The sequence below is a fragment of the Streptomyces sp. NPDC059008 genome (assembly GCF_042749045.1).
In the GTDB taxonomy this organism is placed as follows: Bacteria; Actinomycetota; Actinomycetes; order Streptomycetales; family Streptomycetaceae; genus Streptomyces.
This window is the reverse complement of sequence record NZ_JBHYJC010000001.1, coordinates 167,586-191,329: the sequence shown is the minus strand read 5'-3', so window position 1 is coordinate 191,329 and position 23,744 is coordinate 167,586. Positions and strand designations below refer to the sequence as shown.

The 23,744-nt window shown below is 71.5% G+C and carries 24 protein-coding genes and 1 riboswitch; of the genes, 13 read left to right on the top strand and 11 right to left on the bottom strand.

Going from position 1 to position 23,744, the window contains the following annotated elements; genetic code table 11:
* Positions 1-98: 98 nt before the first annotated feature.
* On the bottom strand, positions 99-1,313 hold the full coding sequence (locus tag ACFWZH_RS00885) for a cobalt-precorrin-5B (C(1))-methyltransferase (RefSeq protein WP_384424126.1): 1,215 nt from the start codon (positions 1,311-1,313) through the stop codon (positions 99-101).
* A gap of 17 nt (positions 1,314-1,330) precedes the next feature.
* Here ACFWZH_RS00885 and ACFWZH_RS00880 point away from each other — a divergent pair, with 17 nt between their 5' ends.
* Entirely contained in the window at positions 1,331-2,131 is an 801-nt protein-coding gene (locus ACFWZH_RS00880; protein WP_384424125.1) for a cobalt-precorrin-6A reductase, read from the top strand.
* A gap of 144 nt (positions 2,132-2,275) precedes the next feature.
* On the opposite strand, the gene ACFWZH_RS00875 is transcribed toward ACFWZH_RS00880, so the two are convergent.
* Entirely contained in the window at positions 2,276-2,503 is a 228-nt protein-coding gene (locus ACFWZH_RS00875) for a hypothetical protein (protein ID WP_384424124.1), read from the bottom strand.
* A 130-nt stretch (positions 2,504-2,633) separates the two neighbouring features.
* On the opposite strand from ACFWZH_RS00875, the gene ACFWZH_RS00870 reads away from it, so the two are divergent.
* From ACFWZH_RS00870 to ACFWZH_RS00850, 5 genes are all read left to right on the top strand, one after another.
* Complete coding sequence (locus ACFWZH_RS00870) at positions 2,634-3,455, top strand: helix-turn-helix domain-containing protein (RefSeq protein ID WP_384424123.1); 822 nt, start codon at positions 2,634-2,636, stop codon at positions 3,453-3,455.
* Complete coding sequence (locus ACFWZH_RS00865; protein WP_384424122.1) at positions 3,452-3,742, top strand: DUF397 domain-containing protein; 291 nt, start codon at positions 3,452-3,454, stop codon at positions 3,740-3,742. Before ACFWZH_RS00870 ends, ACFWZH_RS00865 begins: the two co-directional genes overlap by 4 nt.
* Positions 3,743-3,895: 153 nt before the next feature.
* A complete protein-coding gene (locus ACFWZH_RS00860) occupies positions 3,896-4,261 on the top strand; it encodes a type VII secretion target (RefSeq protein ID WP_384424121.1) in 366 nt (121 codons plus the stop codon).
* Positions 4,262-4,267: 6 nt separating this feature from the next.
* Positions 4,268-5,953: an alpha/beta hydrolase gene (locus tag ACFWZH_RS00855; protein ID WP_384424120.1), complete on the top strand. Its 1,686-nt coding sequence runs from the start codon at positions 4,268-4,270 to the stop codon at positions 5,951-5,953.
* 5 nt (positions 5,954-5,958) lie between these two features.
* Entirely contained in the window at positions 5,959-6,543 is a 585-nt protein-coding gene (locus tag ACFWZH_RS00850; protein ID WP_384424119.1) for a hypothetical protein, read from the top strand.
* A gap of 45 nt (positions 6,544-6,588) precedes the next feature.
* Here ACFWZH_RS00850 and ACFWZH_RS00845 read toward each other — a convergent pair whose 3' ends face one another.
* From ACFWZH_RS00845 to cobG, 3 genes are read right to left on the bottom strand one after another with little or no spacing between them, the layout of a single operon-like run.
* Positions 6,589-8,133: a precorrin-2 C(20)-methyltransferase gene (locus tag ACFWZH_RS00845; RefSeq protein ID WP_384424118.1), complete on the bottom strand. Its 1,545-nt coding sequence runs from the start codon at positions 8,131-8,133 to the stop codon at positions 6,589-6,591.
* A 2-nt stretch (positions 8,134-8,135) separates the two neighbouring features.
* Positions 8,136-8,768: a precorrin-8X methylmutase gene (locus ACFWZH_RS00840; RefSeq protein WP_384424117.1), complete on the bottom strand. Its 633-nt coding sequence runs from the start codon at positions 8,766-8,768 to the stop codon at positions 8,136-8,138.
* A complete protein-coding gene (gene cobG, locus ACFWZH_RS00835) occupies positions 8,765-10,126 on the bottom strand; it encodes a precorrin-3B synthase (RefSeq protein ID WP_384424116.1) in 1,362 nt (453 codons plus the stop codon). The genes ACFWZH_RS00840 and cobG overlap by 4 nt, the downstream gene beginning before the upstream one ends.
* 208 nt (positions 10,127-10,334) lie before the next feature.
* Positions 10,335-10,445, top strand: a riboswitch (cobalamin riboswitch).
* Positions 10,446-10,489: 44 nt separating this feature from the next.
* On the opposite strand from cobG, the gene cobN reads away from it, so the two are divergent.
* A complete protein-coding gene (gene cobN, locus ACFWZH_RS00830; RefSeq protein ID WP_384424115.1) occupies positions 10,490-14,119 on the top strand; it encodes a cobaltochelatase subunit CobN in 3,630 nt (1,209 codons plus the stop codon).
* Between the two features lie 119 nt (positions 14,120-14,238).
* On the opposite strand, the gene ACFWZH_RS00825 is transcribed toward cobN, so the two are convergent.
* Positions 14,239-14,982, bottom strand: a complete 744-nt coding sequence (locus ACFWZH_RS00825; RefSeq protein ID WP_384424114.1) for a DUF4097 domain-containing protein — start codon at positions 14,980-14,982, stop codon at positions 14,239-14,241.
* 219 nt (positions 14,983-15,201) lie between these two features.
* Here ACFWZH_RS00825 and ACFWZH_RS00820 point away from each other — a divergent pair, with 219 nt between their 5' ends.
* Entirely contained in the window at positions 15,202-15,471 is a 270-nt protein-coding gene (locus ACFWZH_RS00820) for a DUF1876 domain-containing protein (RefSeq protein WP_384424113.1), read from the top strand.
* A 126-nt stretch (positions 15,472-15,597) separates the two neighbouring features.
* Here ACFWZH_RS00820 and ACFWZH_RS00815 read toward each other — a convergent pair whose 3' ends face one another.
* From ACFWZH_RS00815 to ACFWZH_RS00800, 4 genes are all read right to left on the bottom strand, one after another.
* A complete protein-coding gene (locus ACFWZH_RS00815; protein WP_384424608.1) occupies positions 15,598-16,929 on the bottom strand; it encodes an LCP family protein in 1,332 nt (443 codons plus the stop codon).
* Positions 16,930-17,331: 402 nt separating this feature from the next.
* Positions 17,332-17,580, bottom strand: coding sequence for a hypothetical protein (locus ACFWZH_RS00810; protein ID WP_384424112.1), 249 nt, complete (start codon positions 17,578-17,580; stop codon positions 17,332-17,334).
* A gap of 316 nt (positions 17,581-17,896) precedes the next feature.
* A complete protein-coding gene (locus ACFWZH_RS00805) occupies positions 17,897-18,862 on the bottom strand; it encodes a M56 family metallopeptidase (protein ID WP_384424111.1) in 966 nt (321 codons plus the stop codon).
* Positions 18,863-18,864: 2 nt separating this feature from the next.
* Positions 18,865-19,350: a BlaI/MecI/CopY family transcriptional regulator gene (locus tag ACFWZH_RS00800; RefSeq protein WP_384424606.1), complete on the bottom strand. Its 486-nt coding sequence runs from the start codon at positions 19,348-19,350 to the stop codon at positions 18,865-18,867.
* Between the two features lie 196 nt (positions 19,351-19,546).
* On the opposite strand from ACFWZH_RS00800, the gene ACFWZH_RS00795 reads away from it, so the two are divergent.
* Complete coding sequence (locus tag ACFWZH_RS00795) at positions 19,547-20,122, top strand: TerD family protein (RefSeq protein ID WP_384424110.1); 576 nt, start codon at positions 19,547-19,549, stop codon at positions 20,120-20,122.
* Between the two features lie 121 nt (positions 20,123-20,243).
* On the opposite strand, the gene ACFWZH_RS00790 is transcribed toward ACFWZH_RS00795, so the two are convergent.
* On the bottom strand, positions 20,244-20,699 hold the full coding sequence (locus ACFWZH_RS00790) for a tellurite resistance TerB family protein (protein ID WP_384424604.1): 456 nt from the start codon (positions 20,697-20,699) through the stop codon (positions 20,244-20,246).
* Between the two features lie 241 nt (positions 20,700-20,940).
* Here ACFWZH_RS00790 and ACFWZH_RS00785 point away from each other — a divergent pair, with 241 nt between their 5' ends.
* From ACFWZH_RS00785 to ACFWZH_RS00770, 4 genes are all read left to right on the top strand, one after another.
* Entirely contained in the window at positions 20,941-21,168 is a 228-nt protein-coding gene (locus tag ACFWZH_RS00785) for a hypothetical protein (protein WP_384424109.1), read from the top strand.
* Positions 21,165-22,151, top strand: coding sequence for an acyl-CoA desaturase (locus tag ACFWZH_RS00780; RefSeq protein WP_384424108.1), 987 nt, complete (start codon positions 21,165-21,167; stop codon positions 22,149-22,151). Before ACFWZH_RS00785 ends, ACFWZH_RS00780 begins: the two co-directional genes overlap by 4 nt.
* Positions 22,148-22,582, top strand: a complete 435-nt coding sequence (locus ACFWZH_RS00775) for a DUF5994 family protein (protein ID WP_384424107.1) — start codon at positions 22,148-22,150, stop codon at positions 22,580-22,582. The genes ACFWZH_RS00780 and ACFWZH_RS00775 overlap by 4 nt, the downstream gene beginning before the upstream one ends.
* A gap of 385 nt (positions 22,583-22,967) precedes the next feature.
* Positions 22,968-23,492 (top strand): DUF6344 domain-containing protein, encoded by a 525-nt coding sequence (locus tag ACFWZH_RS00770; RefSeq protein ID WP_384424106.1) that lies wholly within the window; start codon positions 22,968-22,970, stop codon positions 23,490-23,492.
* Positions 23,493-23,744 lie beyond the last annotated feature (252 nt).

Here is a 23,744-nt window from a genome sequence, read left to right as displayed (position 1 = left end):
CCGGTAGACGGATCCGAGACCATCCGAGGCCATCCGGAGACCATCCGAGACCGCAACGGCCGGTGAGGGCAGAGGGGAAGCCCTCACCGGCCCACGGATCACCCTCGCCCGCCGCCGCCCCCCGGCCCCCGCGGCTCCGACTGACCCACCACCATCCCCGCCCGGTCGATGCAGATCACATCGACCGCGACCGGCGCGCCCCGCAGCACGGCCAGCGCCTCGTCCCGCGCCACCGCCGCCACCAGATCCCCCAGTGGAACGCCGGCCGCCGCGCACAACTGCAGCGCCGCCAGCCCGGTGTTGGCCTCGGCCACCGCCGCCGCCAGCGCCGCGTCCGCCCCGCCCCGCCGGGCCAGCTCCGCGAGGAACCCCTTGTCCACCTGCGACCGCGCCGAGTGCAGATCCAGGTGCCCCGCCGCCAGTTTGGACAGCTTGGCGAACCCGCCGCAGATGGTGAGCCGGTCCACCGGATGACGCCGGAGGTACTTCAGCACCGCGCCCGCGAAGTCCCCCATGTCCAGCAGCGCGTCCTCGGGGAGGCGGTGCAGCGCGACGGCGACCTTCTCCGACGTCGACCCCGTGCACCCCGCCACATGCGTCCGACCCGCCGCACGCGCCACGTCCACCCCGCGCCGGATGGAGTCGATCCACGCCGAGCAGGAGTACGGCACCACGATCCCGGTGGTCCCCAGGATCGACAGCCCGCCCAGAATGCCCAGCCGCGGATTCCAGGTGCTGCGCGCGATCTCCTCACCGTGGTCGACCGACACCTCCACCTCGACGTCGGCCGCCGCCCCCGCACCGCCGTGCCGCCGCGCCACCTCCGCCAGGTGCTCCCGCATCATCTGCCGGGGCACGGGGTTGATCGCCGGCTCCCCGACGTCCAGGGGCAGCCCCGGCCGGGTCACCGTCCCGACCCCCGGACCGGCCTTGAAGCGCACCCCCGACCCGGCCGGCAGGGCCCGCACCCTGGCCCTGATCAACGCACCGTGCGTCACATCCGGATCGTCGCCCGCATCCTTCACCACACCCGCCAGAGCGCTGCCGCCACCGGCGTCCAGCTCCTCCACCGCCAGCGCGAACGACGGCGTCTGCCCCTTCGGCAAGGTGATCGTCACCGGGTCGGGGAACTCGCCGCTCAGCAGCGCCGTGTACGCGGCCGTGCTCGCCGCCGTCGCACAGGCCCCGGTCGTCCAGCCGTGCCGCAGCCCGGTGTGGGCGAGCTGCGCGCTGCGCCCGCCCGCGGCCGTGCCCTCGCCCGGGCCCGCTCCCCGCGGCCCGCCTCCCGTACCCTTCGTTTGCTCTTCAGCCACGGAGGAACCCACATCCCATGCCCGACGCAGCCCGCCCGCCACGCCACGTACTGATCCTCGGCGGTACGACGGAGGCCCGCCGCCTGGCCGCCACCCTGGCACCAAAGCCGGCCCTGCGCGTGACGACCTCGCTCGCGGGCCGGGTCGCCGCGCCCCGCCTGCCCGACGGGGAGGTCCGCATCGGCGGGTTCGGCGGCCCCGAAGGCCTCGCCCGCTGGCTGCGCGAGCACGCGGTGGACGCGCTCATCGACGCCACCCATCCTTTCGCCGGCACGATCAGTCACCACGCGGCCCTGGCCGCGGTCACCGCCCATGTTCCCCTGCTGGCCCTCCGCCGCCCCGGCTGGGTACCCGGACCCGGCGACACCTGGCACCAGGTCACCTCCCTGGCCGACGCGGCCGCCGCCCTCCCCGCCCTCGGCACCCGCGTCTTCCTCACCACCGGCCGCATGGGCCTGTCCTCCTTCGCCCACCTCACCGACCAGTGGTTCCTGGTCCGCTCCGTCGACCCGCCCGAGCCCCCGCACCCGCCCCGTATGACGGTGCTGCTCGACCGGGGCCCCTTCACCCTGGAAGGCGAGCGCGAACTGCTGCGCACCCACCGCATCGACGTCCTGGTGACGAAGGACAGCGGCGCCGCGGCGACGGCCCCCAAGCTGACCGCCGCCCGAGAGGCCGGCATCCCCGTCGTCCTCGTCCGCCGCCCGCCGACCCCCCAAGGCGTACCGGAGACACCGACCCCGGAGGGCGCAGCCACCTGGCTGCGGACCCTTTTCCCCGACCTCACCGACCTCAACGAGGCTGGCACCGCGAACTGAACCGATTCGCTTCCCGGACCCGCTCCTGCAATTCAGTGCGGCGGCGCCGCGCAACGCCGTCGGCCGCCGCCTTCCGGTCATCCTCCGTATTCGTGTCATATGGCGGCGAGGATTCCGCCGTCGCAGTCGCCTCGTCCTCGCCTTTCATGGCGCGCCCTTTCGCAGCGCCTCGGCGATCCGTCGGGCGAGTTCGGGTGTGCAGCGCCCCAGACTCACCAGCGGCCGCGGAAAGTCCCCGGCCAGCGAGACTCCGTCGAGCGACAGCGACGGCAAGGTGATCCCCGCCGCCTTCAGAGCCGTCCGCAGTTCGTCCCGTGCCTTCTCGGCGTCCATGACCCGCTCGGCCGCCGAGCCACGCTCCACATTTCCCATTCCTTCTCTTCTCCGTTCGAGTCCTGGCTGGGCTGTCAATTGCCTTGTATGGCCCTAGAGTTGTCGCTCCTGCGCCGCTCGCGAAAGGGAGTCGGCGTTGTCGCGGGAAAGGGCAACAAGGGACTCGAAGATGGTCGAAAAGAATTCCGAGACCGAGGATTCCGCGCGCTGGGTCCTCGCCTGCGAACTCCGCCGGTTACGGGAGACGTCCGGCAGGTCGCTGGCCCAACTGGCCGAGGAGACCAACTACGACCGCACCTACCTCCACCGCCTGGAGACCGGCGAACGCCTCTCCAAACTGCCGGTCATGGAGGCACTGGACCGGGTGTACGGCACGGGCGAACTGCTGGTGCGGCTGTGGAGGCTGGCGCGGCTGGATGCGTTCAAGGACAGGTATCGGGCGTTCATGCGGTACGAGGCCAAGGCCACGATCATCCACAAGTACTCATTGATCGTTCCTGGCCTGCTGCAGACCGAAGCCTTCGCACGGCTCGCGTTGTCGATGGGGCCGACGCCCATAAGCCCTGACGAGCTGGATGAGAACGTTGCGGCCCGTTTGGGCAGACAGGAACTGCTGCACCGCAACCCGTCGCCGAGCGTGCGGTTCATTCTCGACGAGTCGGTTCTACGGCGTCCGGTTCTCGACGCCGAGGTCTGGCGGGCTCAGCTGGATCGAATCGCGGATGTCGCCGAAGCGCCGGCTATCACGATTCAGGTGCTTCCGTTCTCTGCTGGGGTACAACGATTGTCGGGCAGTCCGCTCGCGCTCCTGTGGATGGCGGATGACAGTGCTGTTGCCTACCTGGAAGGCAACGGGTCGGGTGAACTGATCGAGGATCCGGAAGAAGTGCAGCGTTACCGACTGTCTTACGATCACCTGCGGGATGCCGCGCTGACGCCCCGTAACTCATTATCGCTGATCAGGCAGTTGGTAGAGGAGAGCAGGCCATGAAAACGACGCCCGACCTGACCGGTGCGACATGGCGTAAGAGCAGCTACAGCGACGGCGGAGACGACAACTGTGTCGAGGTCGCGGACGCTGGCGTGGCATGGCGCAAGAGCAGCTTCAGCGATGGGGGAGCCGACAACTGCATCGAGATCGCCGATGACCTCACCACCACCGTCCCCGTCCGCGACAGCAAGAACCCCGCCGGTCCGGTGCTGCTCTTTCCGGCCGGGGCCTGGTCGGCGTTCATACGCGCCGTCAAGGCCGGCCGTCTTGGGCCGACTTCGAACTAGACACAGGTTGGCCGGATCGCGCGCCGTTGCGGCAAGGGTTCTCCCGGACCCGTCACGTATGGTGACAGGTCGTCCAGCCCTGGGGGGAGCTGGTGTGTGCCCTCCCCGGTGCTGGGTCCAGAAGGCTGAAGAAAACGGGGAATCGGGGGAATCATGTCGACCACCAATGTCGATCCGGCTGCGTTACGCGCTGGCGCCGTCCATGGCGAAGAGATGCAAGGCGGCATCGGAACTGCTCTGAGTAGTTTGAACGCGCATCATCAGGCCGTGCCTGGGCAGGCGGAGGGCTTCACATTCGTTCAAGATCTGCTGAGAACCCAAAAATCTTGGCATGAACGCCTCAATGATGTCCGGAAAGAGAGCGGTGAGATCGCCCGCTCGCTCCGGTCGTCTGCGGACAACTACGAGAAGAACGACGAAGAAACCGCCAACGCGTTCACTCGTCCTGCCGCCGGCAGCTCTGTTTCCGTCCGCCCGGCGATGCAGAGCGCTGCCCGCCACGACAGCCCCTTTGGGTGACGGCCCATGACTCTGACCGTGCGAGACCTTCAGAACCTCCGCTTTTCCGCATTGGAGAGCGCCAAGGACGAGTGGGCGCAGATCGCCCATCGGCTCGGCGGCTACACCGACCGCGTGGACGTCCATATGCGCCGGCCGCTGGCTCATGCCTGGTCGGGCGAGGCCGCAACTGCCGCGCAGAAGCGCATGCGCAGGCTGAGCGAGAATTTGCAGTTCGCCGGCGAGGAATGCGCACTGATCCAGACGACGCTCGATGGGGCCATCACTGAACTCCGGGCGCAGCAGAAGGCGCTCCATCAGGCAATCGACGAAGCCACCCGGCGGGGGTACCGGGTGGCTCCGACCGGTGAGGTCATGTACGCCGATGAGGGGGACATACCCACCGGAGACCCGGACGCGGGAGTGCCTGAGAAGGAGCGGGAGCGGCAAACGCTTGAGGAGCACATATTCGACGCCCTGCGGAGCGCTGTGGAGATAGACGGCCGTTATGGAGAAGCTTTCGCGAGGCTCCGGGTCGGCCGCGGGCTTGCCGTGAACGGCCTGGAGTCGCAGCGGGACGCCTCGGACATCTCCAGGATTGCGGGAGTGGCCGTCGGGCTCGCTTCTGCTCCCGCGAAGGGAACTGACCCGAAAAAGGTCCGGGACTGGTGGAACGGTCTGAGTAAGGAGGAGCAGGAGGAACAGATGGCGCTGAATCCGAGCGTCATCGGAAACCTCGACGGAATCCCGGCGAAGGCTCGCGACAAGGCTAATCGCGTCAACCTCGACCGATTGATCGCGATGTACCCGCCGGGGACGCCTGTGTCACCGACCGTTCAGCGGCAACGGCAGGGCTTCGAGATGATCAGGGCCCGCCTGGAGCGCGACACCGGAAAGGAGCCGGAACCGCTTCTGCTGGGCATCGGGCCGGAGGGGCAGGGGAGGGCAATTCTGTCGTATGGCGATCCCGATACGGCGGACAACGTTGCTGCCTACGTGCCCGGGCTCAACACGCAGCTCAAGGACGTAGGGAAAGACGACGGCGACCGCGCCATGGACGTCTGGAAGTCGGCGAACGCCGCTGATGGCGGGAAGCACAAAACCGCTTCAATCGTTTGGCTCGGATACGACGCTCCGCAGATGGGCCCGGATAGGTTCTCCGAGAGCGACCTTTCGGTTGCTGACCCGGAGCGGGGCCAGAAGGGTGGGGCGGCCTTCGGGCAGTTCCTCGACGGCATCCAGGCCACTCATCAAGGTGAACGGCCACATGTGACGGCCATTGGGCACAGCTATGGTTCGTTCACGGTGGGGCAGGCCGCCCAGCGCGAAGGCGGAATCCCTGCGGACGACATCGTCCTCGTAGGCAGTCCCGGCACCGGCGCCCAGAGGGCTGAGCAGCTTGGCGTGGGTGCGGACCACGTATGGGTGGGTGCGGCGGAGAACGACCCGGTTACTCATTCTCCGTCGCCGTACGAACTCGGCCCCGGCGCCGCCATTGCGCATCTCGCGGATCCGCACGAGCTGCGTTTCGGTCAGGATCCGGCCAGCGAGGAGTTCGGTGGGATCCGATTCGGTGTCGCAGATGGAAACACGAAGGATTCACATTCCGGCTACTTTGATCAGGCCGACAAGGGAGATCCTCGATCATTGAATAACATGGGTGCGATTGTTGCCGGTCACCCGGAAAAGGTTACCTTCCAGGCAAGGCGGTAACGGTGATGAGCCGACAAGTGCTTTCCCGGGTGGCCGTCAGTGTGGTGCTGGGTTCCACGCTTCTTGGTGGCTGCTCGATCTGGGGTGGAGATGATCCCGAGCAAACCATTAATGTGAAGCAGGCCGTCAAGCAGGTTGACTCAATTCTGGACGGAACTTTCAAGGCGGTCCACCCACGGCTCCAATGGCGTGACGAGCCTGCCCACATGTCGGAGCGCAGGAATTCGTTCACGAATACGGCAAATGGAGAAATGAGTGTTGGAAGGGAGCGCCATGTGCGTACTAGGATATCGAAAGCGAAGCTCACTGAGCTGCTCACGGATGTAGACAAGTATTGGAGGAGGGAGGGGTTCAAGATTACCCTTCTGAATCCCCGTGAGCCCTCGATTATGGGCGAAAGGTCGGATGGTTGTACCGTTAACTTCTCGGTGACCGGCTTCGGAGATGTCGCCATCTCTGCTGGCGCTGGTGCCCAAGCTGACTTGGTCAGCGGTGACATCGAGGGAGAAGAAGGCGACAAATTCCCCAAGGCGCCCAATGGTGGACCGGACTACGCGCCGGACCTGCGCGACCCCTACTGGTCCAAGTGACGTCGTGTGGCCCCTGCCCCTTACGGGGGCGGGGCCACAACCCGGCTACTCCTCCGGATACCTCCGCGGGGTCCACACCACGTCCTCGTCGCGCCCGTCGTCGCGTCGCGCGACCTGGGTCTGGGACGAGCCGATGATCAGGAGGGTGCGCATGTCGACCTGGGTGGGGTCGAGGTCGGTGAGGGCGACGGTGCGGACGGACTCCTCGGGGCCGCCGATGTCGCGGGCGAGGATGACCGGGGTGTCCGGGGCGCGGTGTTCCAGGAGGAGTTCGCGGGCCTTGGCGACCTGCCAGGTGCGGCTGCGGGAGCCGGGGTTGTACAGGGCGAGGGCCAGGTCGGCGCCCGCGGCGGCGCGGAGGCGGGCGGCGATGACCTCCCAGGGCTTGAGGCGGTCGGAGAGGGAGATGACCGCGTAGTCGTGGCCGAGCGGGGCCCCGGCGCGGGCGGCGGCCGCGTTGGCGGCGGTGACGCCGGGCAGGACGCGTACGGGCACGGAGCGGTACGGGTCCTGGGAGGCGACTTCGAGGACTGCGGTGGCCATGGCGAAGACGCCCGGGTCGCCGCCGGAGACCACTGCCACCCGCCGGCCGCGGCGGGCCAGGTCGAGGGCGAGTTCGGCGCGTTCGGACTCGACCTTGTTGTCGGAGCCGTGACGGCGCTGGCCGGGACGTACCGGGACGCGGTCGAGGTAGGTGGTGTAGCCGACGAGGTCCTGCGCGGCGGCGAGGGCGCCCCGGGACTCCGGGGTGAGCCACAGGGGGCCGGCCGGGCCGGTGCCGACGACCACGACCTCACCGGGGCCGGAGGGCTCGGCGGCGGGGGCCGGTGCCGCCTCGGGGGCCTGGTAGGACTGCTCCGCGACGCGGCTGGCGACGACCGAGACCGAGAAGTAGGGGACGGTGTCGGAGTCGATGTCGGCCAGTTTGCCCGTGCGTTCGCCGGACATGGTGGCGCGCTCGACGTAGTGGGCCTCGGCGAGGCGGCCGGAACGTTCCATCGCCCGGCGGACGGTGGGGAAGGTGCGGCCCAGCTTCATGACGACCGCGGTGTCGGTCGAGGCCAGGCGGGCGGTCAGCTCCTCCTCCGGGAGCGTGCCGGGCAGGATCGTCAGGACCTCGTCGGCCTCGGCGAGCGGCTTGCCCAGGCGGGCCGCGGCGGCGCTGATCGAGGTGACCCCGGGGATCACCTCGGTCGGGTACCGGTGCGCCAGCCGCTTGTGCATGTGCTGGTAGGAGCCGTAGAAGAGCGGGTCGCCCTCGGAGATGACGGCGACCGTGCGGCCGGCGTCGAGGTGCACGGCCAGGCGGGCCGCGGCCTCCTCGTAGAACTCGTCGAGCGCACCGCGGTAGCCGCCGGGATGGTTGGTGGACTCGGTGGTGACCGGGTAGACCAGCGCCTCCTCGATGTGGTCGGCGCGCAGGTGCTCGGCGGCTATCGCGCGTGCGATGGAGCGCCCGTGCCGGGCGCTGTGGTACGCGATGACGTCGGCCGCGGCGATGACCTGGACGGCACGGACGGTCATCAGGGACGGGTCACCGGGGCCGAGGCCCACGCCGTAGAGGCGACCGGTCAGCTGCTGCTCGCTCACGCTTACTCTTCCTCGCTTGCCAGGGCGTTGATCGCGGCCGCGGCCATGGCGCTGCCGCCCCGGCGCCCGCGCACCACGATGTGGTCCAGCTTCGACGGGTGGGCGATCAGTGCGTCCTTGGACTCCGCCGCGCCGATGAAGCCGACGGGTATGCCGAGGACGGCGGCGGGGCGGGGTGCCCCCTCCTCGATCATTTCGAGCAGGCGGAAGAGCGCGGTGGGCGCGTTGCCGACGGCCACCACGGCGCCCTCCATGCGGTCGCGCCACAGCTCCAGCGCGGCGGCGCTGCGGGTGGTGCCCATCCGGGCGGCCAGCTCCGGCACCGACGGATCGGCGAGCGTGCACAGCACCTCGTTGTCGGCCGGCAGCCGCTTGCGGGTCACGCCGCTGGCGACCATGTTGGCGTCGCACAGGATCGGCGCACCGGCGCGCAGCGCCTTACGGGCGTTGGCCACCACGTCGGGGGTGAACGCCAGATCGCGTACGAGGTCGACCATGCCGCAGGCGTGGATCATCCGGACCGCCACCCGACTGACGTCGGCGGGCAGCCCGGTGAGGTCCGCCTCGGCGCGGATCGTGGCGAAGGACTGGCGGTAGATCGCCGCACCGTCCTTCTCGTAGTCGAAGGCGGTCACTGGGGCCTCGTTTCTTGCGTTGCTGGTGGTGCATCCGGCCGTACGACCGATATCTGGTAGCCGTCCGCCGTTGCCAGGACGTCGACCCAGGTGCCGTGAGGGTGGCCGCAGCGGCGCTCGCAGCCGGACCAGTGGACGGGCGCCCCGCCCGCCCCGGCGGCCGGGCCGCCGTCCGGCGTCCGCGCGCCCGCGGCGACCGCGTCCGCGGCGTCCGCGCGGACGTCCGTAAGGGACTTGGCGCAGCCGGGGCGGCCGGTGCACGCGCCGAGCCGGTGCCAGGGGGAGGACGGGTCGGTGACCAGGCCGGCGGCGGACAGCTCGGCCGACCGGGCGGCGGCCGCGGCGGCCGGAAGACCGGGCAGGACGATGCCGCGCCAGGGCGTCAGGCGCAGCGCGCCGGTGCCGTCCTGGGCGGCGATGGCGGTGAGCAGGCGCCACTGGGCGGTGCTCAGCCGGCCCAGCGGGGCCAGGACACACAGGGCGCGGCGGCCGTCGGAGCCCTCGACCACTCCCGGGGCGGAGGAGTCCGGGAACCCCTCGGCGTGCGCGGTCACCGAGCGCAGGGCCCCTGCCCTGTCCGGCACATGCTCCGTCGAGATGCCCGCCGCCCGTAGCCGCTCGGCGACGTGCCGGGCCGTCAGCGCGTGCCCGTCCGGCAGTTCGCGGATCCGCCAGGCGCCGCTGCCGCTCGCCGCGGCGGCGTCCAGGAAGGCCAGGGCGGCGGTGAGCGCGGCGCGCGGTGCGTCCGGGCGGGCGATCCGCAGCGCCGCCGGATCGTCACCGACCCGCAGCAGCGCGGTGCCACCGGCGCCGGCGCCGGCCCGTCCGGCCACCGCGAGGGGTTCTGCGACCAAGCTCACATCCCCGCCGAGCGCCGCCACATCGCCGCGTCCGTCGTCCAGGACGAAGAGGAAACGGCCGGACAGCGCGGTCGCGGATTGGCTCGCACAGAGCGAAGAGTCCAGGTCACGGGCCCACAACCGCACGTCAGCCGGGGTGTGCCGGTCGAGTCCGGCCAGCGGGGAGGCGAGGATGTTGCGGATGCGTTCGTGGTGCTCGGAGGGCAGCAGACCGGCTTCGCGCAGCAGACCGGCGAGCCGGCCGCCGCAGCCCTCGGCAAGCCCGCGCAGCTCCACGTTCCCCCGGGACGTCAGCGAGAGCCGGCCGTCCCCGAGAGCGTCCGCGGCGTCGGCCAGCGCATCGGCCTGACGCACCGTCAAGTCGCCTGCGGGTACCCGCACTCGGGCCAGCCGTCCATCGGCCGCCGGGTGCAGCCGCAGCGCCCCCGGGCAGGCGTCACCGCGGTCCCGTATGGGCGGTTCGGACCCCTGGGGCCGGATCGAGGGGGAGGGCGGCATGGCGGCGAGCATACCCACGACGCCGGGCGGCCGATCCGGGGCGGATCCGGCCACGGACCGGTCGCCGACCGGCCACGCACACGACCGCGGACCCGTCCGTGGCGGAGCGGGGCGGTCCGCGACGGCCGGCCCCCAGGCCCGCTTACCTCGGCCGCCCGCAGCCCTTACTATGCAGGTCGGTGGGTCGGCTGGCCCACCGGACGCCAGCGACGGCGCCGGGCCTACGGCCCAAGGGAGGAAGCCCGGTGAGAATCCGGCGCGGTCCCGCCACTGTGAACCCGGCAGGTGCCGGGCGAGCCAGGAACTCCCGCCGTCCATACGACCACCCGGGGCGCGGACACCCCGAGGAAGGCCTGCGCTCGCATGCTTCTGCTGCTGTCGACCTCCGACACCGACCTGCTCAGCGCCCGCGCGGCCACGGGCCCGGTGCCGTACCGTCTCGCCAACCCCGCCCGCCTCGACGTGGCCGAGCTGCCCGCACTGCTGGAGGGCACCGACCTCGTCGTCGTACGCCTCCTCGGCGGCATCCGCGCCTGGCAGGAGGGGCTGGACCTGCTGCTCGCCGAGGACCAGCACCGGCCGGTCGTCGTGCTCACCGGTGAACAGGCCCCCGACGCCCAGCTCATGGAGCAGTCCACGGTCCCGGTCGGCATCGCGGCCGAGGCGCACGCCTACCTCGCGCACGGCGGCCCCGCCAACCTCGACCAGCTCGCCCGCTTCCTGTCCGACACCGTCCTGCTGACCGGCCACGGCTTCGAGTCGCCGGCCGCCGCGCCCAGCTGGGGCCCCCTCGACTGGGAGAGCCGCAACGACAGCGGCCCGCTGGTCGCCGTGCTCTACTACCGCGCCCACCACATGAGCGGCAACACCGCCTTCGTACGGACCCTGTGCGAGCAGATCGAGGCGGCCGGCGGCCGCGCCCGCCCGCTCTTCGTCGCCTCGCTGCGCGCACCCGAGCCGGAGCTGATCGACGCCCTCCGCCCGGCCGACGCGATCGTCACCACCGTCCTGGCCGCGGGCGGCACCAAGCCCGCCGAGGCGTCCGCCGGCGGCGACGACGAGTCCTGGGACGCGGGCGCGCTCGCCGCGCTCGACGTGCCGATCCTCCAAGCCCTGTGCCTGACCGGGTCGCGCAGCGCCTGGGAGGAGAACGACGAGGGCCTGTCGCCGCTGGACGCCGCCAGCCAGATCGCCGTCCCCGAGTTCGACGGGCGCCTGATCACCGTCCCGTTCTCCTTCAAGGAGGTCGACGAGGACGGCCTGCCGGTCTACGTCGCCGATCCCGAGCGCGCCGCCCGGGTCGCCGGCATCGCCGTGCGCCACGCCCGGCTGCGCCACATCCCGGCCGGCGACAAGCGCCTGGCGCTGGTGCTCTCCGCGTACCCGACCAAGCACTCCCGCATCGGCAACGCCGTCGGCCTGGACACCCCGGCCAGCGCGGTCGCTCTGCTGCGCCGTCTCCGGGCGGAGGGCTACGACTTCGGCGACGAGACCGCCGAGCCCGTACCCGGCCTGGAATCCGGCGACGGCGACGAGCTGATCTACGCCCTCATCGAGGCCGGCGGCCACGACCAGGAGTGGCTCACCGAGGAGCAGCTGTCCCGCAACCCGGTCCGCATCCCGGCCGCGGACTACCGGCGCTGGTACGCCACGCTGCCGCAGGAGCTGCGCGACTCCGTCGAGGAGCACTGGGGGCCGGCTCCGGGCGAGATGTTCCTCGACCGCAGCCACGCGGGCGAGCCGGGCCGCGACCCCGACGGCGACATCGTCCTGGCCGCACTGCGCCGCGGCAATCTGCTCATCCTCATCCAGCCGCCGCGCGGCTTCGGCGAGAACCCGATCGCGATCTACCACGACCCCGATCTGCCTCCCTCGCACCACTACTTGGCGGCCTACCGCTGGATCGCGGCCTCCCAGGAGGACGGCGGCTTCGGCGCCGACGCCATGGTCCATCTGGGCAAGCACGGCAACCTGGAGTGGCTGCCCGGCAAGAACGCGGGCCTGTCCGCCGCCTGCGGCCCGGACGCCGCGCTCGGCGACCTCCCGCTCGTCTACCCCTTCCTGGTCAACGACCCGGGGGAGGGCACCCAGGCCAAGCGCCGGGTCCACGCCACCCTCGTCGACCACCTCGTCCCGCCGATGGCCCGCGCCGAGTCCTACGGCGACATCGCGCGCCTGGAGCAGCTCCTCGACGAGTACGCGGCGATCTCCTCCATGGACCCGGCCAAGCTGCCGGCGATCCGATCCCAGATCTGGACGCTGATCCAGGCCGCCAAGCTCGACCACGACCTGGGGATGGACGAACGCCCCGACGACGAGGGTTTCGACGACTTCCTGCTGCATGTCGACGGCTGGCTGTGCGAGGTCAAGGACGCCCAGATCCGCGACGGTCTGCACGTCCTGGGCGGCGCGCCCACCGGTGAGGCCCGGGTCAATCTCGTGCTCGCCATCCTGCGGGCCCGGCAGATCTGGGGCGGCACACAGGCCCTGCCCGGTCTGCGCGAGGCGCTCGGCCTCGACGAGTCCGCCGCGACGCGCACGACCGCCGACGAGGCCGAGGAGACGGCCCGCGCCCTGGTCCAGGCGATGGAGGACGCGGACTGGGACCCGGACGCGGTGGCCCGTGTCGCCGACGGGCACCCCGACGCGGTCGCCGCCATCCTCGACTTCGCCGCCCGCCAGGTCGTGCCGCGCCTCGCCGCCACCACCGACGAGATCGACCACGCCGTCCACGCGCTCAGCGGCGGTTTCGTCCCGGCCGGACCCTCCGGCTCCCCGCTGCGCGGGCTGGTCAACGTCCTGCCGACGGGCCGCAACTTCTACTCCGTCGACCCCAAGGCCGTCCCCTCCCGGCTCGCCTGGGAGACCGGCCAGGCACTCGCCGACTCCCTCCTGACGCGCTACCGCACCGACAACGGCGAATGGCCGCAGTCCGTCGGCCTCTCCCTGTGGGGCACCAGCGCGATGCGCACGAGCGGCGACGACGTGGCCGAGGCCCTCGCACTGCTGGGCATCCGCCCCGTCTGGGACGACGCCTCGCGCCGTGTCACGGGCCTGGAGCCGATCGCGCTCACCGAGCTGGGCCGCCCCCGTATCGACGTCACGCTGCGCATCTCGGGCTTCTTCCGGGACGCCTTCCCGCACGTCATCGGCCTGCTGGACGACGCCGTACGGCTGGCCGCCTCCCTCGACGAGCCCGCCTCCGAGAACTTCGTACGGGCCCACGCCCAGGCGGATCTCGCCGCGCACGGCGACGAACGCCGCGCCACCACCCGCATCTTCGGCTCCCGGCCGGGGACCTACGGCGCGGGCCTGCTCCAGCTGATCGACTCCCGCGACTGGCGCACGGACGCCGACCTCGCGGAGGTCTACACCGTGTGGGGCGGCTACGCCTACGGCCGTGGGCTGGAAGGCCGCCCGGCTCGTGACGAGATGGAGACCGCCTACAAGCGCATCGCGGTCGCGGCCAAGAACACCGACACCCGCGAACACGACATCGCCGACTCCGACGACTACTTCCAGTACCACGGAGGCATGGTCGCCACCGTCAAGGCGCTCAAGGGCAAGGCCCCCGAGGCGTACATCGGCGACTCCACCCGGCCCGAGACGGTCCGCACCCGCACCCTTGTCGAGGAGACCTCCCGGGTCTTCCGCGCCCGGGTGGTCAACCCCCGCTGGATCGAGGCGATGCGCCGCCACGGCTACAAGGGCGCCTTCGAACTCGCCGCGACCGTGGACTACTTGTTCGGCTACGACGCCACCACGGGTGTGGTCGCCGACTGGATGTACGACAAGCTCGCGCAGACCTACGTCCTGGACCCCGAGAACCGCGCCTTCCTCCAGGAGGCCAACCCCTGGGCCCTGCACGGCATCGCCGAACGCCTCCTGGAGGCCGAATCCCGCGGCATGTGGGAGAAGCCGGACGCCGAGACGCTGGCAGCCCTGCGCGAGGCCTTCCTGGAGACGGAAGGCGAGCTGGAGGGCGAGGACTGAGCACCGCCGGGCGGGCGGACAGGCCGGCCGCCGCCGGCCACTGACCCTTCGGTCGCCGACCCGCCGGGCGGGCTCTGCGGGGCACGCCCGGACCGGTCGGGCCCGGGCCGCCCGGCCGGCTAGCCGGCCGGGGCGGGCTCCGCGGTGATGTCTCCGTTGCTGGTGATCAGGTCGAGTCGGTACCGCGCCGCGGGGTCGCTCGCCACGTCGATGTTCTTGTCGCCGCTGCTGGTCTGTGCGGATATTCGGTAGGGCCCCTTCGGCACCTTGACCGTGACGGAGCCGTTGGACGTCTTCGCCCGGATGCTCTGCGCGGTGGTGGGAGACAGCTCGATGCCCCCGTTGGAGGTCTCGGCGTCGATGTGCCTGCCCGACAGGCCGCGTCCGGTGATCTGGCCGTTGGAGGTCCGTACGTCGACCGGGCCGGTGACGCCGTCCAGCTCGACCTCCCCGGAGCTGGTGGTCACATTCACCGCGCCGACCTTGCTCAGGTTCACCGAGCCGTTCGAGGTCTCCCCGCTCACCGGTATGCCCGCCGGCACCTCGAGCGTGTAGTCCACCGTGCAGTCGTCGCCGCAGTCCCCGAGCACCAGCACGCCGTCCTCGACGCGATGCGTCGCACCCTTCGGCCGGTCGCCGTGGTAGCTGACCGAGCGGTGGACCGACACCGTCGCGCCGCCGGCCTTGCCGCCGTGCACCGTGAGCCCGCCGGAGTCGCCGTCGAGCCGGATGGCGGTGATCTTCTTCGACACCACGGCGTCGTCCTTGAAGGTCTCGGCCGGCGACAGGCCGCAGGCACCGAGGCCCCACGCCCCGACGCAGACCACCGCGACGGCCCCGATGACGCGGACGCGCTTGCTCATGAAGTCCCCCGATGTGCTGGAAAGTTGCTGAGGTGGCCGGCCCGGTCTCCCTTCCGGCGCCACGAACCTCAGGCTAGGTCGTCCGCCACGGCCCCCACCATGGGGAAAACCCCACATCTGAGGTGCGGTGATCCCCAGGTGCGACCCGTCGGCGGTGGTGCGACGATTTTGGTGGGGGCAGGTCCTGTGCTGCGTATGGGGCGTATGAGGAGGCTTCCGGTGACCACGAAGACATGGAATGCCGAGATCACCATCACCGAGACCGACAGCGAGGTCAGAGCCGAGGCCAGGCTGCGCGGCAAGGAGGGCGGGCAGATGGTCGGCCAGGGGACGGCTCGCTGCAACCCTGCCGATGAGAACGTCCCGGCCATCGGGGACGAGTTGGCGGTGGCCCGGGCGATGTCGGACCTCAGCCATCAGCTGGTGCAGCGGGCCGCGCACGACATCGAGGTGCACACGGCCCGGCCGGTGGAGCACCTGCGGGTCTGACGGCCCACGCCCTGCGCGACGGCTGCCGCCGCGGAGCGATGCGCGGCGACGACGTGCGGCGGCGGGCCGCCGCCGCACGCCCTCATCCGCCGCACAGCCTCATCCACCGCACGCCCTCACCCGCCCCTACCCGCCGAACTTCGCCGCGAAGTCCGGCCCGATCGTCAGCGTCACCGCGCCCGGTGCCGCGCCGGCCGACTCGGTCGCCTTGGCGCCGGACAGGTGGGCGGCGAGCACCTCGCTCTGGACCTTGAGCCCCGCGGGGTAGGTGAGGGTGGTCTTGTCGGTCGCCGGGGCGTTGCCGGTGGCGATGACCGTGAAGCCGAGCTTGCGCAGCTGCTCGGCGGCCGAGGCGGCCTGACCGGGGGTGCCGGTGCCGTTGAGGACGCGGACCTGGACGGAGTGCGCGGTGACGGGGTTCTTCGAGGCCTCGGCGAGCCGCTTCTTGCCGGCGGCACCGAGCTCGCGGTCATGCGCGAGGTCGCTGAACAGCTGGCTGGCCTGTGGGTACTGCCAGACCACATTGGCCTTGTCGGTGGGGACGTCGGCCTCGCGGTAGTAGTTGGGCACGGTCACGAAGGTGAGGCGGTCGCTGGGGATGTCCTTGACCGTCGAGGCGAGGTCGGTGAGCGCGTCGATGCTGTCCAGGTCCCTGTCGGTGGTCACGGACTTGGTCGCGGAGTCGAGGAAGTTGTAGAGGGACCCGGGGCTGGTCAGCTTGTCCTGCGCCTTTTGGCCCAGCGCCTTCATGAACTCCTGCTGGCGGCCGATGCGGCCCAGGTCGGAGCCGTCACCGACGCTGTAGCGGGTACGCACGTACCCGAGCGCCTTCTCGTCTCGTACGGTCTGGCAGCCCGCCTCCAGGTCGAGGTGGGCCTTCTTGTCGTGGATGGCGTGCTTGGGGCAGACCTCGATGCCGTCCAGGGCGTTGACCATGCCCTTGAAGCCCTGGAAGTCGATCGAGGCGAAGTTGTCGATGCGCAGTCCGGTGTTCCGCTCGACGGTCTTGATGGTGCAGGCGGCCGCCTTGGAGATGTCGCCGGAGTCGCCGCCGATCGAGAACGCCTCGTTGATCTTGAAGTGGTGCGGGGACGACTTCGTGCCGTTGCCGCGGGTGCAGGAGGGGATCTGCACCCAGGAGTCGCGGGGGAAGGACAGCGCGGTGGCCCACTCGTGGTTGGCCGCGATGTGCAGCACCATCAGCGTGTCCGACTGCATGGTGGTCAGGTCCTTGCCGTACTTGGCGTTGGCGCCGGCGCGGCTGTCGGAGCCGACGAGCAGGATGTTCTTGGAGCCGGGACTGAGGTTGGTCGGCCGCTTGCCGTCGATGCTGATGTCTGCGCCGCGGATGTTGCCGTCCAGCTGGACATAGGCCCAGACGCCGACACCCGCCGCGCCGAGCAGCAGTACGCCGAGCGCGCCGCCGGTCCAGGCGACGATGCGCCCGCGGCGGGTCATCCGCACCTTCCCCGTTCCGGCCGCCGCCCGCCGGGAGCCGCCGGCCGCGCGCCGGGACCCGCCGGCCGCACGGGAGGAGCCGGCGGGCCGACGGCGGGACGTGGCACCGGATGTCCGGGAGTCGTCGCGGACCGCCCGGGAGTCGTCGTCACCGGTGCGCGAGTCGTCGCCACGGGTACGTGAGCCGTCACCGGTACGCAACGAGCCGGGTGCGCCGCCGCCCCGTCGGGCCGTCTTCTGGTGCGTCTGCCTGTCATGCACGCCGATGGCCCTTCTGGTCCTTCTGTTGCTGGTGATGCGAGCGGTGCGGATAGTGCGGGTGGTGCTGTGCGGGGGACGGCACGGTTTCACGTGAAACCGCGCCCGAGGCCGGCCTCAGCGGCAACCGGCGGAGGCGGACGGTCAGATGCCGGTACTGGGCAGGAGCCGGATGGAGTCGGGGTCGTAGCGATGCCACTGCGGACCCGTGCCGCCGGGAAGCGTGCGCAGCCGGCACCACACCTCGCCCGCATCGTCGGTCCACCAGGCGCTGATGCGCCCCAACTCCCATGTGCCATCCGGATATTGGACCTCCACGGGCTGATAGACCCATCGCACCTCCGCCTCTGGAGGCGGGCAGTCCCAGCTCAGGAGTCCGCACCTCGTCGCCATCTCCCCCTCCGGACGCGCCTGTTGCGCATATGTCCGCGCAACTCTACCGGTGCGTCTACACGGTTGTAGAAGTTGCCGGTCGTGCGACCGCTCACAGCGGTCTGCGGGCGGTCCCGGTGAGGGCCAGGGATCAGTGTGCCGCTAGAGCGGGCTCGCTGCCCCGGGAACGGCGAACCGGGCGCACTCTGGCGTGTCCGGCCCGGTCCGCCGGCCATGCGCGGATGAGGGGCCGGCCACCACACCGGTGATCGGACCGGCGACCGCATGGCCTACCGGACCGGGGACCGCACCGGCGACCACACCCCGGGCGGCGCCGTCAGAGCGGTGTCGCCGCCTTGAGGACGAGGAACAGCGCCACCGCCGCATTGAGCGCGGAGAGCGCGGAGGCGGCCGTGCCCGCGGCGGCCATCAGCGCCGCCAGGCCCGCCGGGGTCAGCGCCGGCGGCCAGTGCCGGGTCGGCGGCACGGGCCCGAGCAGCGCCGCCACCCGGCGCGGCACCGGACCCGGTGCGGGCGCCGCGAAGTGGGCCAGCTCCGGAGCCGGCCCGGGCCGCGAGATCAGCGCGGCCCGGCCCACGGCGCGCGCGGTCAGCCGCCGGTCGCCGACCACCCGCGCCGCTTCCTCGTCCGCCCAGCGCTCGGTGGCGAAGGCGACCGCGGAGCGCAGCGGCAGCAGCAGCGGGTTGACGCAGCCGGCCAGGCGTACCGCGAGCAGATAGCGGTGGTGGTGGCAGCGCAGATGCGCGCGCTCATGGGCGAACAGGGCGCGCCGCTCGTCGCCGTCCAGGCTGCGCAGCATGCCGCGGGAGACCGCGATCCGGCCGGGCCGGGCGGGGCGGCCGGGACGGCCCGGGGTGCCGGGCACGGCGTAGGCGTACGGATCGTCGTCGGGCAGCACCGCGGGGTCGGCCCCGGCGGGCAGGACGTCCAGCGCGCGGTGCGTACGGGCCCGGATCCGGCGGTGCCGGCGCAGCGCGGCGCCGCAGACGGTGAGCGCGCCGGCCAGCAGCGGGATCGCGGCGGCGCCGGCCACCTCGGCGTACGGGACCGCGGCCCGCACCTCGGGGTCCGACCACCCGTCGGGCAGCGGGTTGCCGGGCAGCTGGGCGGTGCCGACGACCATCAGCAGCGCCAGGCACAGGGTGCTGCACACGCCCAGGACGGTGGCGAGCAGGGTCAGCAGGCGGGTGGTGACGCGCGGGTGGAGGTGCTGCTCCGCGAGCCGGGCGATCGGCAGCGCGGTGAGCGGCAGGACGAGCGGCAGGAACACGAAGACGCCCACCGTCAGCCTCCGCGCGCTTCGTCCGAGGGGCGGTGCCGGGCGGGGGCCGCGGGCGGTTCCGCGGCCGATGCGTCGGCCGGGTCGCCCTCGCCGGTCGTGGCGCGGTCGAGGAGGGTGCGCAGCAGCTGCTCGTCGTGCGCCGAGAGCGCGGAGACGAAGCTGGTCAGTACGGCATCGCGGTCCGGTTCGCCGTCCAGGACGCGGCGCATCCGCAGCGCGGCGAGCCCGGCCTCGTCGGCGGCCGGAGTCCACAGATAGGCGCGGCCGGACCGCTCGCGGGTGACGGCCTGCTTGGCGTGCAGCCGGGACAGGATCGTCATCACCGTCGTGTACGCCAGGTCGCCGCCGAGCCGTTCCTGCACCCAGGCGGCGGACGCCGGGCCCGGTGCGTGGTGCAGCGCGGCCAGCACCTGGGCCTCCAGCTCGCCCTGTCCACGCCGGCGGACACCCCCAGCGCCCGGCGCCTTCCCGAAGGGCTTGCCGCCCATGCCGTCGCCTCCCATCACGCCGGGTCCCGCTGGCCGGGACATCGGGGCATTTTACGGCGAGGCCGGCCGCCGAGTGGCTGGATCCGGGCGGTCGGAGACCGGCCTGTAGCCCGACGCCGCAGACACGACCCCTTGACTTCTACACTCCTGTAGATTTTGGCCGATCCCGGAACGCAGGCAACACCTGGAGGAAGCCATGGGAGTCTCGCTGGCCAAGGGCGGCAACGTCTCTTTGTCGAAGGAAGCGCCCGGACTGACCGCGGTCACGGTCGGCCTCGGCTGGGACGTACGGACGACGACGGGCGCCGACTACGACCTGGACGCCAGCGCGCTGCTGTGCACCGAGGCGGGCAAGGTCGCCTCGGACGCGCACTTCGTCTTCTACAACAACCTCACCAGCCCCGACGGCTCGGTGGAGCACACCGGCGACAACCTGACCGGTGAGGGCGAGGGGGACGACGAGTCCCTCAACGTGAACCTGTCGGCCGTGCCCGCCGACATCGCGAAGATCGTCTTCCCGGTGTCGATCCACGACGCGGAGAGCCGGGGGCAGAGTTTCGGCCAGGTCCGCAACGCCTTCATCCGCGTCGTCAACCAGGCGGACGGGGCCGAGCTGGCCCGCTACGACCTGAGCGAGGACGCCTCGACCGAGACCGCGATGGTCTTCGGCGAGCTCTACCGGCACGGTGCGGAGTGGAAGTTCCGCGCGGTGGGCCAGGGGTACGCGTCCGGTCTGGCGGGCATCGCCGCGGACTTCGGCGTCAACGTCTGAGCGTTTCCCGCACGGGCGGGGGAGGGGCGGCCGCCGCTGGGCGCCGCGCCCCTCCCGCCCTCCCGCTCCCGCCCGCCCGGAGGCCGGACGGCGCGCGTGCCGGGGAACCGGACCGCGCGGGTCAGAGATCGAACTCGGCCGGCGCGATGCCCAGGGCGAAGCACACCTCGCGCACCAGCGCCTGCTCCGTCTTGTCGAAGTCCCCGTCCGCGCCGCCGATGACGATGCCGATCTGGATGACGGCGCGCGCCTCGGTCGGCTTCTTCTTCACCTTGCCGACCTCCTGGAGCACGCTGACCTTGCCGAAGTCGAAGTCGGCGGTCAGCTTGTCGAGGTAGCCGTCGAAGCGGCGCTGCAGATCGTCCGCGGCGAAGTTCTGCAGCACCTCGTTGGTCGCGATGAGCTGGGCGACCCGCCGGCGCTCGGTCGGGTCGACGGTGCCGTCGGCGGCGGCCACCAGGGCGCACATCGCCATGCTCGCGTCCCGGAAGGCGCCGCTCTTGAGGTCGTTCTTCTTGGCGACGAGCTGGGTCTGCATCGTCTGGGCGGAATCCTTGATCCGGTCCCACAGCGCCATGAGGTCTCCTCCATGTGTGAAGCGATGGTCACGCGTGATGGTCATGCGTAAGTAAAATCTACAGTCTTGTAGAAGTTGCCGTGCCGCGCCCCCCGAGTCGGGGTGCATCGGGAGTCCACGGGGTATCACCACCCATAAGGGGATGTACCGGGCGGACGAGGGGTACCTTGGAGGCACCGGAACACCGAACGACACCCGGGGACGCCCAGGGACCACCCAGCGATTCGGTGAGGTGAGCACCGTGCAGACTCTGTTGACCGTGGTCGTGCTGCTGGCGCTGGTCGCACTGGGGGCGCTGTTCATCGCCCGGGTCAATGCGCAGCAGGCCGGACGGATGGCCACCCACCGGTACGCGGACTGGAAGCAGTCGGTGCGGCAGCGGATGCACAAGCGGCCGCGGGGCGGTGGCCGCGCCGGACCACGGGTGGCCGGCCCGCCCCCCTCCGGTAAGGCGGGCAGCGACCTGTGACCTCGACCGCTCGCACCTTCCCGTCGGCGCGGGACTACGACGGGACCTCGCCGTTTCCCGACAGCGGCGCGGACACCCCACCGAGCGGCGGCCGGCGGATGTACGTCACGGTCACCGGCATCATCGTCGTCGCCCCCTTCGTCGGCCTGGGCCTCGCCATCCCCCTCCTGTGGGGCAGCGTCGTCCACCTCACCGACCTCGTCCTACTGGCCGTCTTCTACGTCGTCTCCGGCCTGGGCGTCACCATCGGCTTCCACCGCGGTCTGACCCACGGCAGCTACACCGCCGCCCCCGCGCTGCGGATCGCGCTGGCCGTCGCCGGCTCGCTCAGCTTCCAGGGCGATGTCATCGACTGGGTCGCCACCCACCGCCGCCACCACGCCTACACCGACCGCCCCGGCGATCCGCACTCCCCCTACCGCTACGGCACCAGCCTGCGCGGGCAGTTGCGCGGACTCGTCCACTCCCACATCGGCTGGCTCTTCGGCAACGACCCCACCTCGCACCGGCGCTTCGCGCCCGACCTGCTCGCCGACCGCGGTATCCGCGCCGTGGACCGGGCCTTCCCCGCGCTGTGCCTGCTCACCCTCGGGCTGCCGTTCGCGCTGGGCTTCGCGCTCGGCGGCAGCTGGGTCACCGCGCTGACCGCCCTGCTGTGGGCGGGGTTCATCCGGATCGCGCTGCTGCACCACGTCACCTGGAGCGTCAATTCGCTCTGCCATGTCATCGGCGAGCGGCCGTTCCGCACCCGGCGCCACGACCGGGCGACCAACCTGTGGCCGCTGGCCCTGCTGTCGTTCGGCGAGAGCTGGCACAACCTGCACCACGCCGATCCGACCTGCGCCCGGCACGGCGTCGACCGCGGCCAGATCGATGTGTCGGCGGCGGTCATCCGGCTCTTCGAACGCCTCGGCTGGGTCTGGGACGTGCGCTGGCCCGACCCCGCCAGGGTCGCCGCCCGTCGCGTCAGGAGCACCGCATGACCACCGCCTCCGGGGACCCCGTCCACCCGGCACCTCCCGAGCACCACGCCCCACCGCTCGTCGCCCGTCTGACCATCGCGCCGCACGCCGGCACGGTGCGGCGCATCGACGGTGTCTGGTGGCCGCACTCCACCGACCTGCTGGCCGAACTCCCCGAGCTGCTGACCGCGTTGCCCTTCGACTGGCCGCGGATCACCCACGCCACGGTGAACGGCGCGGGCTGGCCCGCCCTCCCCACCCACACCCTCGTCGGCGGCCATGTGGTCCGGCTCCGCAGAACCACCGGCCGCCCCGGCCCGGACACCGTCTGCCTGGTCTCCCCCGGCCACGGCCGCTGGGACCTCCTGATCATCCCGCCCGACACCCCCGAACCCGAGGCCGTCCGCATCATGGCCGAGATGGCCCGCACAGGGGAGCCGGCACCGGCCTGAGCCGGCAGACCCGCCTTATCCCAGGAATCCGCCGCGCGCATCCGCGGCGCCTCGCCCCGTGTGCTCGAAGGGGTCGCGAACCGGTCGCCCGAGCGGCCGGCGACCCATCGCCGACCTGCTGTCCGAGGGCCGCGGCTACTGCGTACGGGTGGTGTTCATCCGAAGAACGCCGATCCGGGGGCGTCGGTCCGTGAATCCTCCCATTGCGTACTCATCATAAGAAAACGCAACAGAAGCGGCGCAACGTAAGCGATACGAGCGGAGCTCCGCAACTGCAGCGGTGCAGGAGAAGTACACGCACCACACGCACCACGAAGCGCACGCACAACAAGGAAGTAGCGGCAACGGATCTCACGGGGAGATCCAGATCGAAAGTGAGGGGACCATGGCTGCGACCAAGGTCATGAAGTTCTGGGCGGTGTGCCTGGCGATGCTGGGCAAGCTGCTGGCGTCACTGGGCGTCTCCGCGGCGGCGTCGGCTGCGCGCCGGGACGCCGCGCTGTACGAGCGGACCCTGGGCGACGCGAACGCGGACTCCGACGCCCCGGGCGACGAGACGCCCAAGGCGGTGCACCGCACCGAGCCGGACCACGACCCGGGAACGGGCGCCCGCAAGGTGCCTGCCGCCGGAGCCGTGCCCACCGTGCCCGGACCGCGTGGCGTGCCGGTGACCGGCCGATCCGCGTCCAGCCTGCGGATGTTCGCCCGGCCGGAGCTGCCGCCGACGATCAAGCAGCGGATCAGCGCCGAGGCGCATGGAGCCTCGCCCGGCCTGCGCAGCCGCTGCATCCGCGGTATGGAGCCGCTGCCCGCCGCAACGGCCGACGCCGCGCTGCAATCCGACGTGGACGCGCGCTCCGCGGTCATCCCGGCGGCCCGTCGTCATACGCCCATCACCCGCAGCATCTGAGCCGGTCAGCGGCAGTTCTTGAGCGCGAGACCGGAAACAGCCCTGGACGAGAACCGGGCACAGAACCGGGCAGAGCCAGACGCAGAGCAGGCCACAGAATCGAGCAGAGCCGGACGCAGAGCAGGCCACACAACCGATAGAGCAGGCCACCACAGAACCGGGCAGAGACGGACGCAGAGCGCAGGCCACACAGAACCGGTGAAGGCTCCGAGATGTTTCACGTGAAACGCCCGCAGAGCCACTCCCGTTCAC